This is a genomic window from Pantoea sp. RCC30.1, assembly GCF_058148845.1.
The window spans coordinates 44578-60458 of record NZ_JBXUHX010000005.1 but is presented as its reverse complement, the minus strand read 5'-3'; the positions used below and the strand labels follow the sequence as shown (position 1 = coordinate 60458).

Here is a 15881-nt window from a genome sequence, read left to right as displayed (position 1 = left end):
CACTTTTCTAAGTTCGTGAAAAGGACACGCGGTACGCCTGCTGGCGGTGTGCGTCATCAATGGTAATCAGGAGTGGCAGAATGAGCCTCGAATCAACAACGAAACCCATCAGTGCGTCACGCACGGTGCGCGTGATTAAAAATTTACGCTGGTGGATGCTGGGAATGTTCCTGCTGGGTGTCACCGTCAACTACATCACCCGCAACTCGCTCGGCATTCTGGCACCGGAACTGAAAAACAGCCTGCATATGAGTACCGAGCAGTACTCCTGGGTCGTCGCCGCGTTTCAGCTGGCCTACACCCTGTTTCAGCCCCTCTGCGGCTGGCTGATCGATGTCATCGGACTGAAGATGGGCTTCCTGATCTGCGCGCTGATCTGGTCGCTGACCTGTCTGCTGCACGCCGGTGCAGGAAGCTGGCTGCATCTGGCGCTGCTGCGTTTTGTGATGGGTGCATCGGAAGCAGCCGCCACGCCCGCTAACGCCAAAGCGATTGGTGACTGGTTTCCGAAAAAGGAGCGCCCGGTCGCCGCGGGCTGGGCAGGCGTCGGCTTTTCGATTGGTGCCATGCTGGCTCCGCCGATTATCTATGTCGCGCACATTACCTTTGGCTGGCAGGGCGCCTTTCTGTTGACCGGCGGCCTGGGTCTGCTGTGGGTGGGACTCTGGTGGTGGGGCTATCACTCGCCGGAGACCCATCCTCGTCTCTCTGATGAAGAGCGCGCCTTTATTAATCAGGACAACGAAGCGATTGGTGAAAAACTGCCGTTCTTTACCGCGCTGAAAGTGATTGGTAAAGAGAAGAAATTCTACGGCATTGCTATTCCGGCATTTCTGGCCGAACCGGCCTGGGCGGTGCTGAGTTTCTGGGTGCCGCTCTATCTTGCCAACGAGCGCGGCATGGATCTCAAGCAGATCGTGATGTTCGCCTGGCTACCATTCCTGGCCGCTGACCTCGGCAGCGTCGCCAGCGGCTATCTCACCAAAATCTATGTGCGCTGGTTTGGTCTCACCCGCGTCAATTCCATTGTCGCCAGTTCGGTGACCGGTGCACTGCTGATGGTCTCGCTGGCGCTGATGACGCTGGTGAAAGATCCCTGGCTGGCTATCGCCCTGATCTCCGTCGGTGGCTTTGGTCATCAGGTGATCTCCTGCATGCTGAGCGCGCTGGTGGTAGAGCGTTTTGATCGCCGCCAGATGGCCACAGTCAACGGCATGCGCGGCTCCTGCGCCTGGATCGCCAGCTTTATCTTCTCGCTGATTATTGGTGTCACCGCCGATACCATCGGCTTCAATCCGCTGTTTGTGGCGATGGGCTTCTTTGACCTGATTGGTGCCGTTTTCCTGGTGATGCTGATCGCCGAACGCCGCCAGCGCCCTGCTAACCCATAAGGATATCGCGATGAAAACCCTGAAGAACTGGACGCTGCATCAGCAGGCCGATCACTTTGTTGAACTCAAGGTCGAAGCTCGTCATTTCCTGCGGCTTTATGTGCTGGAAGAGAAGCTGATGCGCGTGCTGCTGAAGCGCGACGGTGAGCTGGCGCTGAACCGCACCTGGAGCATTGCGCCCGGGCAGGATGTGCCCTGGGAGGGACGTGACCGCGAGGCGCTGGATGGCTTTACGCTGCCCGCGTTTCAGGTGGAGCACGATGCGCAGCAACTGCGCATCAGCACGCAACAGCTGCGGGTCACGGTGCATCAGCCGCTCTGCCTGAGCTGGGAGCAGTTTGATGGAAAGAGCTGGCAGCCGCTGACCGCCGATCGCCACACCGGTGCCTATCTGTTGAATGCGCATGGTGATGGAGTCGAGCACTATCAGCGTCGTCAGCCGCAGGATCGGGTGTATGGTCTGGGCGAGAAGAGTGGCGATCTGAACCGCGTTAACCGTCGTTTTGAGATGCGTAATCTCGACGCCATGGGCTACAACGCCGCCAGCACCGATCCGCTTTACAAACATATTCCGTTTACCCTGACGCAGCGCGATGGCGTCAGCTTCGGCCTGTTCTATGACAACCTCAGCAGCAGCTGGCTCGATCTGGGGAATGAGCTGGATAACTATCATCTGCCTTATCGGCGTTACCGCGCCGAGGCGGGCGATCTCGATTACTACATGATGCTCGGCCCGACGCTGCTCGACGTGACCAAAGCCTTTGTGCGCCTGACCGGACGCACGCTGTTTCAGCCGAAGTGGAGCCTGGGTTACAGCGGTTCTACCATGCACTACACCGACGCACCGGACGCACAGCAACAGCTGCAATCCTTTATCCGTCTGTGTCGCGAGCATGAAATTCCCTGCGACTCGTTCCAGCTCTCATCCGGTTACACCTCGATTAACAACAAGCGCTACGTGTTCAACTGGAACTACGACAAAGTCCCGAATCCCAATGCGCTGAGCGACGCATTTCATCGTGCCGGAATGAAGCTGGCGGCCAACATCAAGCCCTGTCTGCTACAGGATCACCCGCGCTATCAGGAAGTCGCATCACAGGGGTTGTTTATTCGTGACTCTGAGCAGGATCGTCCTGAGCGTTCGGTGTTCTGGGATGATGAGGGATCGCACCTCGATTTCACTCATCCGCAGGCGGTGCGCTGGTGGAAGGAGAATGTTACTCAGCAGCTGCTGGAAAAGGGCATCGATTCCACCTGGAACGACAATAACGAATATGAGGTGTGGGATGGCGAAGCGCGCTGTCACGGTTTCGGTCAGCCAATCGCCATCAAGCATATCCGTCCGGTGATGCCGTTGCTGATGATGCGCGCCTCAATGGAAGCACAGCAGCAGTTTGCACCAGAGAAACGTCCTTATCTGATCTCCCGTTCCGGCTGCGCCGGGATGCAGCGCTATGTGCAGACCTGGAGCGGCGATAACCGCACCAGCTGGCAGACCCTGCGTTACAACATCCGCATGGGGCTGGGAATGAGCCTGTCCGGGCTGTTTAACGTCGGACATGATGTCGGCGGCTTCTCAGGCGATAAGCCGGATGCCGAGCTATTTGTGCGCTGGGTTCAAAATGGCGTGATGCATCCACGCTTTACCATCCACTCGTGGAATGACGATCACACGGTGAACGAGCCGTGGATGTATGCGGAAGTCACGCCGATGATCCGCGAGGCGATCCGGCTGCGCTATCGTCTGATGCCTTACCTTTATAACCTGGCGTGGCAGGCCAGCGCGGAAGATGAGCCGATGCTGCGTCCGACCTTCCTCGATCATGAGCAGGATCCGCAGACATATCAGGAGTGTGATGACTTTATGCTGGGTCGCGATCTGCTGGTTGCCAGCGTCGTAGAGCAGGGCGCGCGAAGTCGTGAAGTCTATCTGCCACGTAACCGCGGCGGCTGGTATGACTGGCACAGCGGCAAGGCGTTTGCAGGTGGCGAGACTATCACGCTGGATGCACCGCTGGATCGGCTGCCATTGCTGGTACGGGCCGGTGCGGTGATCCCGCTGGGCGAGTGTGAAACCACGACGGATGCGCGCCGCGACACGGTGCGGCAGTGGCAGCTATGGCCGGCACCGGAAGGCGTAACCACTCAGGGCGAAATGTTTGACGACGATGGCGAAAGCCATGGCTGGCAGCAGGGCAATGCGTTGTGGCTGAGCTGGACATTGTGCAGCAGCGCTAGTCGAATCGACCTGACGGTGGAAAAACGCGGAGATTACCAGCCCGCCTGGCGGGAGATCGCGCTGTTACTGCCTGAAGGTGAACGTCGTGAGCTGTGGGTGAATGGCGAGAAAGCGGCGAGTTACCGGCTGGAATAGCGGTGCAGTGGTGTCAGCAAGACGGAAATAAGGTCGGCCCCAAAAAGGGGCCGATAAATATTATTCTGCGTGGTTCTCGGTGCTCATCCTGCCCAGATCTTTATCGACCAGGAACAGACCGTTGCCGCTGTTGCTGACCAGCGCCAGTTTATCCAGCACGGTTTTGAACAGCTTCTCTTCTTCGTGCTGCTCGGCAACATACCACTGCAGGAAGTTGAAGGTAGAGTAATCCTGCGAAGTCATAGCAGCGTGGGCCAGCTCATTAATTTTGCTGGTGATCAACTGCTCATGTTCCAGCGCCTGCTGCAGAATTTCATTCAGTGAGGTGAAAGAAACCGGTGGCGCAGCGATGGTGCCCAGCACCGGCATGCCGCCGGTATCGCTCAGGTAGTCAAACAGACGCTGCATGTGCTGCATCTCTTCGCGTGAATGCATCTTCAGGAAGGAAGCGGCACCCTCAAAGCCTTTGTCGCTGCACCAGGCGCTCATTTGCAGATAAAGATTGGCAGAGAAAAATTCCAGGTTCAGCTGGTCGTTTAAACGCCCAGTCATTTCAGCAGTCAGCATGGCCGAGTCCTTTTAAGAAGATGTTAAATACAGATGTATAGTCGGTGAATTATGCATCAAACATGTTAGTAAAGTGAAGCCTTTTCGGCAAAATGAGCCAATTTATCTGATTGATTTAAATAGAATTATTTCGGAAATTGAATGCGACCAATTCTCATTCTGTATCACAGGCTACCGGGCAATAAAGTCAGGGTTATCAGCACCATGATAGTGCGGGCGTTAATGGGTCTGCTGGTGCAATCGTCACAAACGCAGGCGAAATATCCGCAATCTGATGACGTCGGGAAAATATAACCTCGCGGTCTGAAAATATTATTTGGGCGCGCAACTGACTGTTCGCGTGGATTAAGTGCCAGGTAACGACAGACTCGCCATTTATAAGCGAGCTCTGATCTGCTCTGGCATAAATCCTGCTTACAACTTACTTCCCTGAATTGAAATTTGTACGCCAGGGAATTTACGGCAAAGCAGCTTACCAGGAGCAAGAAATGTCAGAAGAGAGTGTGGTTAATTCGGTAAAAATGACGGCGACCAAAGGCAGTTATGTCGCGTTAATTTTTGCCATCCTGTTTTTTTCAGGGCTGTTTTATAAGGTCGAGGGGCTTTCATGGCTGGGTGCCTTTGACTTCACCACGCTGGGCGGCAGCTTTGGCACGATGAAAGATCCCGCCAGCAACACCTTTCTGGGCGCAGGCGGACTCAGCGCCAAAGCAGGTTTCCTGTTTGCGCTGTCGCTGACGCCTACGGTGATGCTGGCGCTGGGCGTGCTGGAAATCTTTACCCACTATGGCGCGATTCGCGCGGCACACCGGTTGCTGACCCCGCTGCTTAAGCCGCTAATGGGACTGCCGGGACATTGCGGTCTGGCGTTAATCACCGACCTGCAAAGCACTGATGCGGGCGCGGCATTAACCAAAGAGATGGCTGACCAGAAACAGATCAGCAAAAAAGAGGTTGTGGTGATGAGCGCCTGGCAATATTCCGGTGCCGGATTAATCAATAATTACTTCGCCATCGGTTCTGCGCTGTTCGCCTCTATGACCCTGCCGATTATTATTCCGCTGTTATTAATGTTCGTTCTGAAATTTGTCGGTGCGGCGATAACACGCGCTGTGTTAAACAGTGTTTATAAGAAGGATTTCGCCGATGGAAAATAAAATCGCGACCAGCAGTAATCCGTTTGATGTTTTTGTGACCGGTGCGCGCAAAGGCTTTCACATCGCCATTCACAACCTGATGCCGAATGTGGTGATGGCCTATGTGCTGGCAGAAGTACTTAATCTGCTCGGCATTATGCAGTTTCTCGGGCATGTCTTTGCGCCGGTGATGGGGCTGTTTGGCCTGCCGGGCGAAGCGATTACCGTACTGCTCACCGCCTGGCTCTCATCGTCGGCGGGCACTGGCGTAGCGGTCAGTCTGCTGACTAAAGGGCTGCTGACCGGTGCGGATATTACTATTCTGGCTCCGGCGATTTTCCTGATGGGATCGCAGCTGCAATATATGGGACGGCTACTGGGCGTGGCCGATGTGCCCAAAAAATACTGGCCGCTGTTGATGCTGGTGAGCATCATCAACGCGCTGATCGCGATGTCTGTTATGCGTCTGTTTATTCAGGAGTAACGCTGTGTCTAAGGTATTAGAGCATTACCACTATCTGCATGAAATTCCGGAGCTGGGTTTTCAGGAGGTGAAAACCTCGGCTTACATCGCGGACCAGCTTGAGAAAGCGGGCCTGAAGGTGACGCGTAACATCAATAACACCACCGGCATCGTGGCGGAGATCGACAGCGGGGTGCCGGGGCCGGTGCTGGCGCTGCGTGCGGATATGGATGCGCTGGGCCACATCATTGATGGCGTGCCTTGTGCGCGTCATACCTGTGGTCACGACGGTCACTCTTCGGTGGTGCTGACGGCGGCGACGGCGCTGCTGCAGGAGGGCACGATGAAACGTGGCCGTCTGAAGATCCTGTTCCAGCCCGCCGAGGAGCTGGGTGCCGGGGCGCTCTCGATGATCGAAGGCGGCGCACTGGATGATGTGGAGATGATTCTGGGGTTCCATCTGCGTCCGCTGGAGGAGTGCGTGGTCGGTCAGGCGGTGCCTGCGGTGCTCTACTCCGCCTGTAGCACGCTGGAAGCAACCATCAAAGGCCAGCCCGCTCATGCGGCGCGTCCACATCTTGGCGTCAACGCACTGGATGCCGCTGTACAGGCGGTTCAGGCCGTCAACGCCATCCATCTTTCGCCCGGCCTGACCTGGAGCGTCAAAGCGACGCGCTTCCTGTGCGATGCGGGCGTCACCAACTCGGTGCCGGATGAAGCGCGCGTAGTCTGGGATCTGCGTTCGCAGGAGAACGGGCCTATGACGATGCTGAAAGAGCAGGTCACGCGTGCCATTACCCATAGCGTGGCGTCACTGGGTGCCACCGCCGAGGTGCGCGTGCTGAAAGAGATGCCCGCCGCCGAGATTGATGATGAGGCGACGGCGGTGATCCGCGCCGCGATCGTTGAGGTGCTGGGCGAAGAGGGCGCACTGTCGACCCGGACTACGCCGGGCAGCGAGGACTTTTTCTACTATCCGGTGAAGCGTCCGGGTGTAAAAGCGGGCTTTTGGGGGTTGGGCACCAACCTGACGCCAGGACTGCATCATCCCGATATGCATTTTGATCTCAGCTCGCTGGAGATTGGTGTGCAGATCTTTAAAGCCTGTGTCAGGAAGGTGCTGGGATAATGGCGGCGGGGCGGATGCAGATCCTTCCCACCCTGTGACGGCATTCACCTTTTCCGATTCTCCGTCCATGAAATCCTGCCCCTCTCCCTGTAGGCCGCGAGCGCAAAATATTGTATGCTATGCCGCCTTAAAGCTGACCAGGTAACCGGACTTCACGCCAATGTAACTTCGCGCTGACCCGCCAGCGATCAATGATCGTTTTTGGCACCGTTTACCCGCCGGTAAGGTTCTGCCGGCCACCGTGATTTATCAGCAGCGCCAGGACGTTGCGCTGCCTATTGAGAAGAATTCCATGTCTAATCCCTTTTTAGAAGAGGTGGCACGCCGCCGCACCTTCGCGATCATTTCGCACCCGGATGCCGGTAAAACCACCATTACCGAAAAAGTGTTGCTGTTCGGACAGGCTATCCAGACCGCCGGTACGGTAAAAGGCCGTGGCTCTAACCAGCACGCCAAGTCGGACTGGATGGAGATGGAGAAACAACGTGGTATCTCCATTACCACCTCGGTGATGCAGTTCCCTTACCGCGATAGCCTGGTGAACCTGCTGGATACCCCAGGCCACGAAGACTTCTCGGAAGATACCTACCGTACGCTGACTGCGGTCGACTGCTGTCTGATGGTGATCGATGCCGCGAAAGGCGTCGAGGATCGTACCCGCAAGCTGATGGAAGTGACCCGTCTGCGCGATACGCCGATCCTGACCTTTATGAACAAACTTGACCGTGACATCCGCGACCCGATGGAAGTGCTGGATGAGGTGGAAAGCGAGCTGAAAATTGCCTGCGCACCTATTACCTGGCCTATCGGCTGCGGCAAGTTGTTCAAAGGGGTTTACCACCTCTACAAAGATGAGACCTATCTCTACCAGACCGGTAAAGGCCACACCATTCAGGATGTGCGCATCGTGAAGGGGCTGGACAACCCGGACCTCGACACCGCAGTCGGTGAAGATCTGGCGGCACAGCTGCGTGAAGAGCTGGAGCTGGTACAAGGCGCTTCGCACGAGTTTGAACAGGAAGCCTTCCTGAGCGGCAAACTGTCGCCGGTCTTCTTCGGTACCGCGCTGGGTAACTTTGGCGTTGACCATATGCTGGATGGCCTGGTGGCATGGGCACCGCGTCCGATGCCGCGTGATACCGACACCCGTACGGTAGAAGCGAAAGAAGAGAAGTTCACCGGCTTCGTGTTTAAGATCCAGGCAAACATGGACCCGAAACACCGCGACCGTGTGGCCTTTATGCGTGTGGTGTCCGGTAAATATGAAAAAGGGATGAAGCTGCGTCAGGTACGCACCGGCAAAGATGTGGTGATCTCTGATGCCCTGACCTTTATGGCGGGCGACCGTTCGCACGTTGAAGAAGCCTATCCTGGCGATATCATCGGTCTGCATAACCACGGCACCATTCAGATTGGCGACACCTTTACGCAGGGTGAAAACATGAAGTTCACGGGTATTCCGAACTTCGCGCCAGAACTGTTCCGTCGTATTCGTCTGCGCGATCCGCTGAAGCAGAAACAGCTGCTGAAAGGGCTGGTTCAGCTGTCGGAAGAGGGGGCTGTGCAGGTGTTCCGTCCGGTGCATAACAACGATCTGATCGTGGGTGCGGTCGGGGTACTGCAGTTCGATGTGGTGGTAGCACGTCTGAAAAGCGAATATAACGTCGAAGCGATCTACGAAGCGATCAACGTATCTACGGCACGCTGGGTTGAATGCAGCGACGCGAAAAAGTTTGAGGACTTCCAGCGTAAAAACGAAGTTAACCTGGCGCTTGATGGCGGTAATAATTTGACTTATATCGCGCCGACCATGGTCAATCTCAATATTACGCAGGAACGTTATCCCGACGTTCGTTTCCGTAAAACGCGCGAGCACTAATCGGCTGTTTCCGGGCCATTCCAGCTGGAAGTGGCCCTGTTTTCCCCGCTACAGACTCCTCCTAAAAACCCCGTTTTTCTTCTGTTTTGACGTGTGATCAACCAGTTAGCCAGGCAAATTGCAAAATGCCGTCTATGATTATTCTATCGGACGGCGGAAGAGACTTCTCTTGTCCTTACGTCCTGTATCGCAGTGGCCCTGGTTGCCTCTGTTGCGCCCACAGTTTTTGGGTGAGTTAACTGATAGAAGGAAGATATCGATGAACAAGACTAAGATTGCTAAAACCCTGATGGCCGCCATGATTGGCTCAGCACTGATCAGCGGCAGCGCACTGGCTGACGAATCAATGTCGCAGAAAGCGTCACAGACAGCCGACAGCGCGGGTTCAAAAATCGATAGTTCTATGAAAAAAGTCGATGGTTATATGGATGACAGCGGCATCACTGCTAAAGCCAAAGCGGCACTGGTAGATGATGACGCAATTAAAAGCACGGATATCTCGGTAAAAACGCATAGCGGCGTCGTGACCTTAAGCGGCTTCGTCACCTCACAGGATCAGGCTGAAAAGGCTGTGGCTGTGGTGCAGAAAATCGAAGGTGTTAAATCCGTCAGCGACAAACTACACGTCAGAGACAGCAAATCTTCTTCAATGAAAGGTTATGCGGGCGATGCCGCTACGACCAGCGAAATTAAAGCTAAGCTATTAGCGGATGACATTGTTCCGTCGCGCAACGTAAAAGTTGAGACCACCGACGGCGTTGTTCAGCTTTCAGGGCAGGTTGCTAATCAGGCACAGTCAGATCGTGCAGAAAGCATCGCTAAAGCCATTGAAGGCGTGAAAAGCGTTAAGAATGACCTTACGGTTAAGTCTTAAGCTTGCGTGCGGTGCCTCTGGTGGCCGCACGAATAAAAGATACCCATCCGGGGATGAACTAAGCAGTTCGATTTTAAATAGGGTAAGGAGAGGCTTATGTTTCGTTGGGGCATTATTTTTCTGGTGATCGCACTGATCGCTGCAGCGTTAGGTTTTGGCGGTTTAGCGGGCACAGCAGCATGGGCAGCTAAAGTTGTCTTCGTCGTTGGTATTATCCTGTTCCTCATCAGCCTGTTTACCGGCCGTAAAAAGCTTTAGCCGATGAGTTCTGCAGTCTAATGCAACGCAAAGCATAGAGCGGAGACCAGTCATCTGCAGCGACTGACGTGAAGAAATGGACACCTTCACATCGCTGCAAGGTAAGCCAGCTTAGCTGGCCTGCCGGTTAAAGGAATAGATGACTGGTTCTCCGGAATGCTGCCGTAATAAATGGATCGATCCTCCAGCATACCCGGAACCCTTTTTTGAGGTTCGCACAGTGGGTATACGCATTCCCGTCACACTCGGCGCCATTGAACCTCTGGCCCTGACACCGTTTAAATCTCAGAAAATAGCCCTGGTATGTGAAGGCGGCGGTCAGCGTGGCATTTTCACCGCAGGCGTGTTAGACGAATTTCAGCGCGCCCGATTCAATCCTTTTCATCTGATGCTCGGCACCTCTGCCGGTGCGCAAAATCTCTCGGCCTTTGTCTGTGGTCAACCCGGCTATGCCCGTCGTGTCATTACCCGCTACACCACCAGCAAACTCTTTTTTGATCCGCTGCGCTTTGTGCGTGGAGGCAATCTGATTGATCTCGACTGGCTGATCGATATTACCCGCAGTGAATTCCCGCTGGCGATGAGCAGTGCGGAACAGCTGTTCTCCAGCGGTCGCGAATTCTATATGTGCGCCTGCCGCAGCGATGACTACACGCCCGGCTACTTCAATCCCACCGCTGATAATTGGCTGGATCTGATTAAAGCCTCCAGTGCCATTCCCGGCTTTTACCGGCTGGGAGTGAATCTGGAAGGGATCAGCTATCACGATGGCGGCATCAGCGATGCCATTCCGGTGCGTGAAGCCGCCCGACGCGGGGCCGATACGATTGTGGTGATCCGCACCGTGCCGTCGCAGATGTTCTATACCCCGAAATGGTTTAAGCGGATGGAGCGCTGGCTCAGCACCGGCGCGCTGCAGCCGATGATTAACGTGCTGAATAAGCATGAGCAGAGCTATCGGGAAATTCAGCAGTTTATTGAGAATCCACCCGATAATTTGCGCATCATTGAAATCTTCCCGCCGCACGTGCTGGCAAGCAGTGCGTTGGGCAGCAGCATCGCGGCGCTGAATCAGGATTATCATCTGGGACGACGCTGTGGTCGCTATTTCCTTGCCACGCTGGGCCAGTGGCTGAGCGATGCAGAACCGATGATCTCAGCGCGTATCGTTATGCCGCCTGCACCGGTCGCCAATGCGCCGGATACCCGACTGATCATCACACCGCCACTGGCGGACAATGATGCGGATTACGACAAAGGATCGCTGGCATGAAGTTTATCGACACGCATTGTCACTTCGACTTTCCGCCGTTCGAAGGAGACATTGCCGCCAGCCTGGCCCGCGCCGCGGAGGCGGGCGTAGAGAAGATTATCGTTCCGGCGATCGATGCCAGCCGCTTTGAGCGGGTCTGCGCGCTGGCTGCAGCGCATCCGCCACTTTATGCCGCGCTGGGCCTGCATCCGATTGTTATCGAAAATCATCAGGACGCCCATCTCGACCAGCTGGAAATCTTACTGCAACAGCGGCCGCGTAAGCTGGTGGCGATCGGCGAGATCGGGCTGGATCTCTATCGCGACGATCCGCAGTTTGATAAGCAGCAGCGCTTTCTCGATGCGCAGCTTAAGCTGGCAAAGCGTTATGCGTTGCCGGTGATCCTGCATTCGCGCCGGACCCATGACAAGCTGGCGCAGATTCTGCGTCGTCACGATCTGCCGCGCCGTGGCGTGGTGCACGGTTTCGCTGGCAGCCTGCAACAGGCACAAACCTTTATTAAGCTGGGTTATGCGATTGGCATTGGCGGGACCATAACCTATGAACGCGCCAGCAAGACCCGTCAGACCGTGGCGCAACTGCCGCTCTCTTCGCTGCTGCTGGAAACCGATGCACCCGATATGCCACTGCAGGGTTTTCAGGGCCAGCCAAACCGGCCGGAGCGGGCGCATCAGGTGTGGGAAGTGCTCTGCAGCCTGCGGGAAGAGTCACCTGAAGACATTGCCGATGCGCTGTGGCAAAACAGTCAGAAGCTGTTTCAGCTTGATCCCGCTTTCCCGCCGCTGCGCAGCTGACCCGCCTCCCGCTCTGCACCCCTTGCAGTAAAATGTGATAATAGTAACATCGCAGCATCTGGCGTATAATCGGCATCAGCTAGTGCAACTTGAGATTTTAGTCACATTATATGTGGCATGATTGCACTAATTTCTTATTTCTATGTGACTGCTGGCACATATCAGGCCGCTTCAGAGTGTTATTATTATAACATTCCGCCGGCAAGCCGGTGGGTTGCACCCCGATCCTTTGGAGAGCCTCATGACCGATATCAAACACCTTGCCCTGCGCGCCCTGAAACTGATGGATTTAACTACCCTGAATGACGACGACACCGATGCAAAAGTGATCGACCTTTGTCATCAGGCTAAATCCCCGGCAGGCAACACCGCGGCAATCTGTATCTATCCGCGTTTTATTCCGATTGCGCGCAAAACGCTGCGCGAGCAGGGTACCCCGGAGATCCGCATCGCCACGGTGACTAACTTCCCGCACGGCAATGACGACATCGACATTGCACTGGCAGAAACCCGCGCTGCTATCGCCTACGGTGCCGATGAAGTGGACGTTGTGTTCCCGTACCGCGCGCTGATCGCCGGTAACAGCCAGGTGGGTTTCGATCTGGTGAAAGCCTGTAAAACCGCCTGTGCAGAAGCGGACGTGCTGCTGAAAGTGATCATCGAAACCGGTGAGCTGAAGCAGGAAGCGCTGATCCGTCAGGCCTCTGAAATTGCCATCGATGCCGGTGCCGACTTCATCAAAACCTCCACCGGTAAAGTGCCGGTTAACGCCACGCCAGAAGTGGCGCAGATCATGATGAACGTGATCCGTGATAAAGGCGTCAGCAAGGAAGTTGGTTTTAAACCTGCGGGCGGCGTACGCACCGCAGAAGATGCCGCGATCTATCTGCAAATGGCAGAAGATACGCTGGGTGCCGACTGGGCCGATGCGCGCCATTTCCGCTTTGGTGCCTCAAGCCTGCTGGCGAGCCTGCTAAACACTCTGGGTCATGACAGCGACACCAGCAAAGCGGGTTACTGATCCCTCAGGCGGTCGCTGACCGCCTGTTATCCATTCTGTTTTCCCTGAACCAGGGGGCTACCTTGTTCCTGCCACAAGAAATTATTCGCAAAAAACGTGACGGTCATGCGCTGAATGAAGAGGAGATTCGCTTTTTCATCAATGGTGTGCGTGATAACACCGTCTCGGAAGGTCAGATCGCCGCGCTGGCGATGACCATCTATTTCCACGACATGTCGCTGCCAGAGCGGGTCGCGCTGACCATGGCGATGCGTGATTCCGGTACGGTGCTTAACTGGAAATCACTCAACCTTAACGGGCCGGTAGTGGATAAGCACTCGACCGGCGGCGTCGGCGATGTAACGTCGCTGATGTTAGGGCCGATGGTCGCCGCCTGCGGTGGATATGTGCCGATGATCTCCGGGCGTGGCCTGGGCCATACCGGCGGTACGCTGGATAAACTGGAAGCGATTCCGGGCTTCGATATATTCCCCAACGATGACCGCTTCCGCGAAATCATTAAGCAGGTCGGTGTGGCCATCATCGGCCAGACCAGCTCACTCGCGCCGGCGGATAAGCGTTTCTACGCCACGCGAGACATCACGGCTACCGTCGATTCCATTCCGCTGATCACCGCCTCGATTCTGGCGAAGAAGCTGGCAGAAGGGCTGGATGCGCTGGTAATGGATGTCAAAGTCGGCTCCGGTGCATTTATGCCAACTTATGAAGCCTCAGAAAGTCTGGCGCAGTCGATTGTGGGCGTCGCCAATGGCGCAGGCTGTCAGACCACCGCGCTGCTGACGGACATGAATCAGGTTCTCGCCTCCTCAGCCGGTAATGCGCTGGAAGTGCGTGAAGCCGTTCGCTTCCTCACCGGCGAGCAGCGTAATCCGCGCCTGCTGGAAGTGACGCTGGCGCTCTGCAGCGAAATGCTGATCTCCGGCAAACTGGCTGCCAGCGACACCGAAGCGCGTCAGAAGCTGATGACAGTGCTGGATAACGGCAAGGCCGCCGAGGTGTTTGGTCGCATGGTCGCTGCCCAGCAGGGACCGGCTGATTTCGTCGAACGCTACGACACTTATCTGCCCGCGCCATTGCTTAGCAAACCGGTCTATGCCGACAATTCTGGCATCGTCAGCAGTATGGATACCCGAGCGCTGGGTCTGGCGGTCGTGGCGATGGGCGGCGGACGTCAGCGCGCCAGCGACAGCATCGATTACAGCGTCGGCTTCAGCGAGATGATCACCCTGGGCGAACGTGCCGATGCGCAGCGCCCGCTGGCGATGATTCACGCCAGCAGCGAAGACAAATGGCAGCAGGCCGCCGCTGCGGTCAAAGCCGCGCTGGTGCTCGGTGATTCCGCGCCAGCTGAGACGCCAGTTGTCTATCGCCGTGTGAGCGATATCAGCTAACTGACCCGTAACCCGTGCCAGCCGTGATGCATTCGGGTATACTGATCTGATCGCTTTTTTTTGACTTGTCACGCGCCAATGCGCAGGAGACTTGCATGAAACGTGCTTTTATTATGGTGCTCGATTCCTTTGGAATTGGCTCCAGTAAAGATGCCGATAAATTCGGTGACGTGGGTTCAGATACCTTAGGTCATATCGCCGAAGCCTGTTTTAAAGGTGAAGCAGACAAGGGACGTAAAGGTCCTTTGCATCTGCCTAATCTCACCGCACTGGGTCTGGGCAAAGCCGCTGAGCTGTCGACCGGCCGCTTCCCGCTGGGTCTGGATCCTGAAGCGAAGATCACTGGCGCGTACGCTTACGCCAGTGAGCTTTCGTCAGGTAAAGATACGCCATCAGGCCACTGGGAAATTGCCGGTGTACCAGTACTGTTTGACTGGGGCTACTTCAGCGACAAAGAGAATAGCTTCCCGCAGGAACTGCTGGACAAGCTGGTTGAGCGTGCAGACCTGCCGGGCTATCTCGGTAACTGCCACTCTTCAGGTACGGTGATCCTCGACCAACTGGGCGAAGAGCACATGAAAACCGGCAAGCCGATTTTCTATACCTCTGCGGACTCCGTATTCCAGATCGCCTGTCACGAAGAGACCTTTGGTCTTGATCGTCTCTACGCGCTGTGCGAAATCGCCCGTGAAGAGTTGACCGAAGGTGGCTACAACATTGGTCGCGTTATCGCCCGTCCGTTTGTGGGTGACAAAGCGGGTCAGTTCGAGCGTACCGGCAACCGCCACGACCTTGCGGTCGAGCCGCCATCCGCCACCATGCTGAAAAAGCTGGTGGATGAGAAGGGGGGTCATGTGATCTCTGTGGGTAAAATCGCTGATATCTATGCTGAGCAGGGCATTACCAAAAAGGTTAAAGCGACCGGTCTGGATGCGCTGTTTGATGCGACGATTCAGGAGATGAAAATCGCGCCGGATCAGGCGATTGTTTTCACCAACTTCGTTGATTTCGACTCAACGTGGGGACATCGTCGTGATGTAGCCGGTTATGCTGGCGGGCTGGAGCTGTTTGACCGCCGTCTGCCTGAGCTGATGGAGCTGGTTGGCGAAGATGACATTCTGATCCTGACTGCTGATCACGGTTGTGACCCGACCTGGCAGGGCACCGAACACACGCGTGAGCACATTCCGATTCTGATCTACGGACCGAAAGTGGAGCCGGGTTCACTGGGATACCGCGAGACTTTCGCTGACATTGGTCAGACAATTGCACATTACTTTGGCCTGTCCGAGATGGATTATGGCAAGAACATGCTGTAAATCAGCAATTTA

General features: G+C 55.7%; 14 protein-coding genes. 13 read left to right on the top strand and 1 reads right to left on the bottom strand.

Annotated elements, in window-relative coordinates; all coding sequences use genetic code 11:
* The first annotated feature begins 80 nt into the window (after positions 1 to 80).
* The gene (locus AC2LB6_RS06535) at positions 81 to 1391 is read left to right on the top strand and encodes an MFS transporter (protein ID WP_490092898.1); all 1311 of its coding nucleotides are present in this window, start codon (positions 81 to 83) and stop codon (positions 1389 to 1391) included.
* A gap of 10 nt (positions 1392 to 1401) precedes the next feature.
* Positions 1402 to 3765, top strand: coding sequence for a glycoside hydrolase family 31 protein (locus tag AC2LB6_RS06530; protein WP_490092897.1), 2364 nt, complete (start codon positions 1402 to 1404; stop codon positions 3763 to 3765).
* A gap of 60 nt (positions 3766 to 3825) precedes the next feature.
* Here the strand turns inward: AC2LB6_RS06530 and ftnA are convergent, their stop codons facing one another.
* Positions 3826 to 4332, bottom strand: a complete 507-nt coding sequence (ftnA, locus tag AC2LB6_RS06525) for a non-heme ferritin (protein WP_010248984.1) — start codon at positions 4330 to 4332, stop codon at positions 3826 to 3828.
* A 521-nt stretch (positions 4333 to 4853) separates the two neighbouring features.
* On the opposite strand from ftnA, the gene AC2LB6_RS06520 reads away from it, so the two are divergent.
* The 11 genes from AC2LB6_RS06520 (at position 4854) to deoB (ending at position 15869) form a co-directional block, all read left to right on the top strand.
* Entirely contained in the window at positions 4854 to 5489 is a 636-nt protein-coding gene (locus AC2LB6_RS06520) for a nucleoside recognition domain-containing protein (RefSeq protein WP_490093000.1), read from the top strand.
* Complete coding sequence (locus tag AC2LB6_RS06515) at positions 5479 to 5952, top strand: YjiG family protein (protein ID WP_003848518.1); 474 nt, start codon at positions 5479 to 5481, stop codon at positions 5950 to 5952. The genes AC2LB6_RS06520 and AC2LB6_RS06515 overlap by 11 nt, the downstream gene beginning before the upstream one ends.
* 4 nt (positions 5953 to 5956) lie before the next feature.
* Positions 5957 to 7060, top strand: a complete 1104-nt coding sequence (locus AC2LB6_RS06510) for a M20 peptidase aminoacylase family protein (protein WP_490092896.1) — start codon at positions 5957 to 5959, stop codon at positions 7058 to 7060.
* 292 nt (positions 7061 to 7352) lie between these two features.
* Positions 7353 to 8939: a peptide chain release factor 3 gene (prfC, locus tag AC2LB6_RS06505; RefSeq protein ID WP_136197384.1), complete on the top strand. Its 1587-nt coding sequence runs from the start codon at positions 7353 to 7355 to the stop codon at positions 8937 to 8939.
* Between the two features lie 259 nt (positions 8940 to 9198).
* Positions 9199 to 9813, top strand: coding sequence for a molecular chaperone OsmY (gene osmY / locus AC2LB6_RS06500; protein WP_136197383.1), 615 nt, complete (start codon positions 9199 to 9201; stop codon positions 9811 to 9813).
* Between the two features lie 96 nt (positions 9814 to 9909).
* On the top strand, positions 9910 to 10071 hold the full coding sequence (locus AC2LB6_RS06495) for a DUF1328 domain-containing protein (protein WP_003848537.1): 162 nt from the start codon (positions 9910 to 9912) through the stop codon (positions 10069 to 10071).
* A gap of 220 nt (positions 10072 to 10291) precedes the next feature.
* Positions 10292 to 11344 carry a patatin-like phospholipase family protein gene (locus tag AC2LB6_RS06490; protein WP_490092895.1) on the top strand — a complete coding sequence of 351 codons (1053 nt, stop codon included), beginning with the start codon at positions 10292 to 10294 and terminating at the stop codon, positions 11342 to 11344.
* Positions 11341 to 12138, top strand: coding sequence for a TatD family hydrolase (locus AC2LB6_RS06485; protein WP_490092894.1), 798 nt, complete (start codon positions 11341 to 11343; stop codon positions 12136 to 12138). The genes AC2LB6_RS06490 and AC2LB6_RS06485 overlap by 4 nt, the downstream gene beginning before the upstream one ends.
* Before the next feature lie 241 nt (positions 12139 to 12379).
* The gene (gene deoC, locus AC2LB6_RS06480) at positions 12380 to 13159 is read left to right on the top strand and encodes a deoxyribose-phosphate aldolase (protein ID WP_490092893.1); all 780 of its coding nucleotides are present in this window, start codon (positions 12380 to 12382) and stop codon (positions 13157 to 13159) included.
* Between the two features lie 62 nt (positions 13160 to 13221).
* Positions 13222 to 14550 (top strand): thymidine phosphorylase, encoded by a 1329-nt coding sequence (gene deoA / locus AC2LB6_RS06475; protein ID WP_490092892.1) that lies wholly within the window; start codon positions 13222 to 13224, stop codon positions 14548 to 14550.
* 95 nt (positions 14551 to 14645) lie between these two features.
* Positions 14646 to 15869, top strand: coding sequence for a phosphopentomutase (gene deoB / locus AC2LB6_RS06470; protein WP_490092891.1), 1224 nt, complete (start codon positions 14646 to 14648; stop codon positions 15867 to 15869).
* The last annotated feature ends 12 nt before the right edge of the window (positions 15870 to 15881 follow it).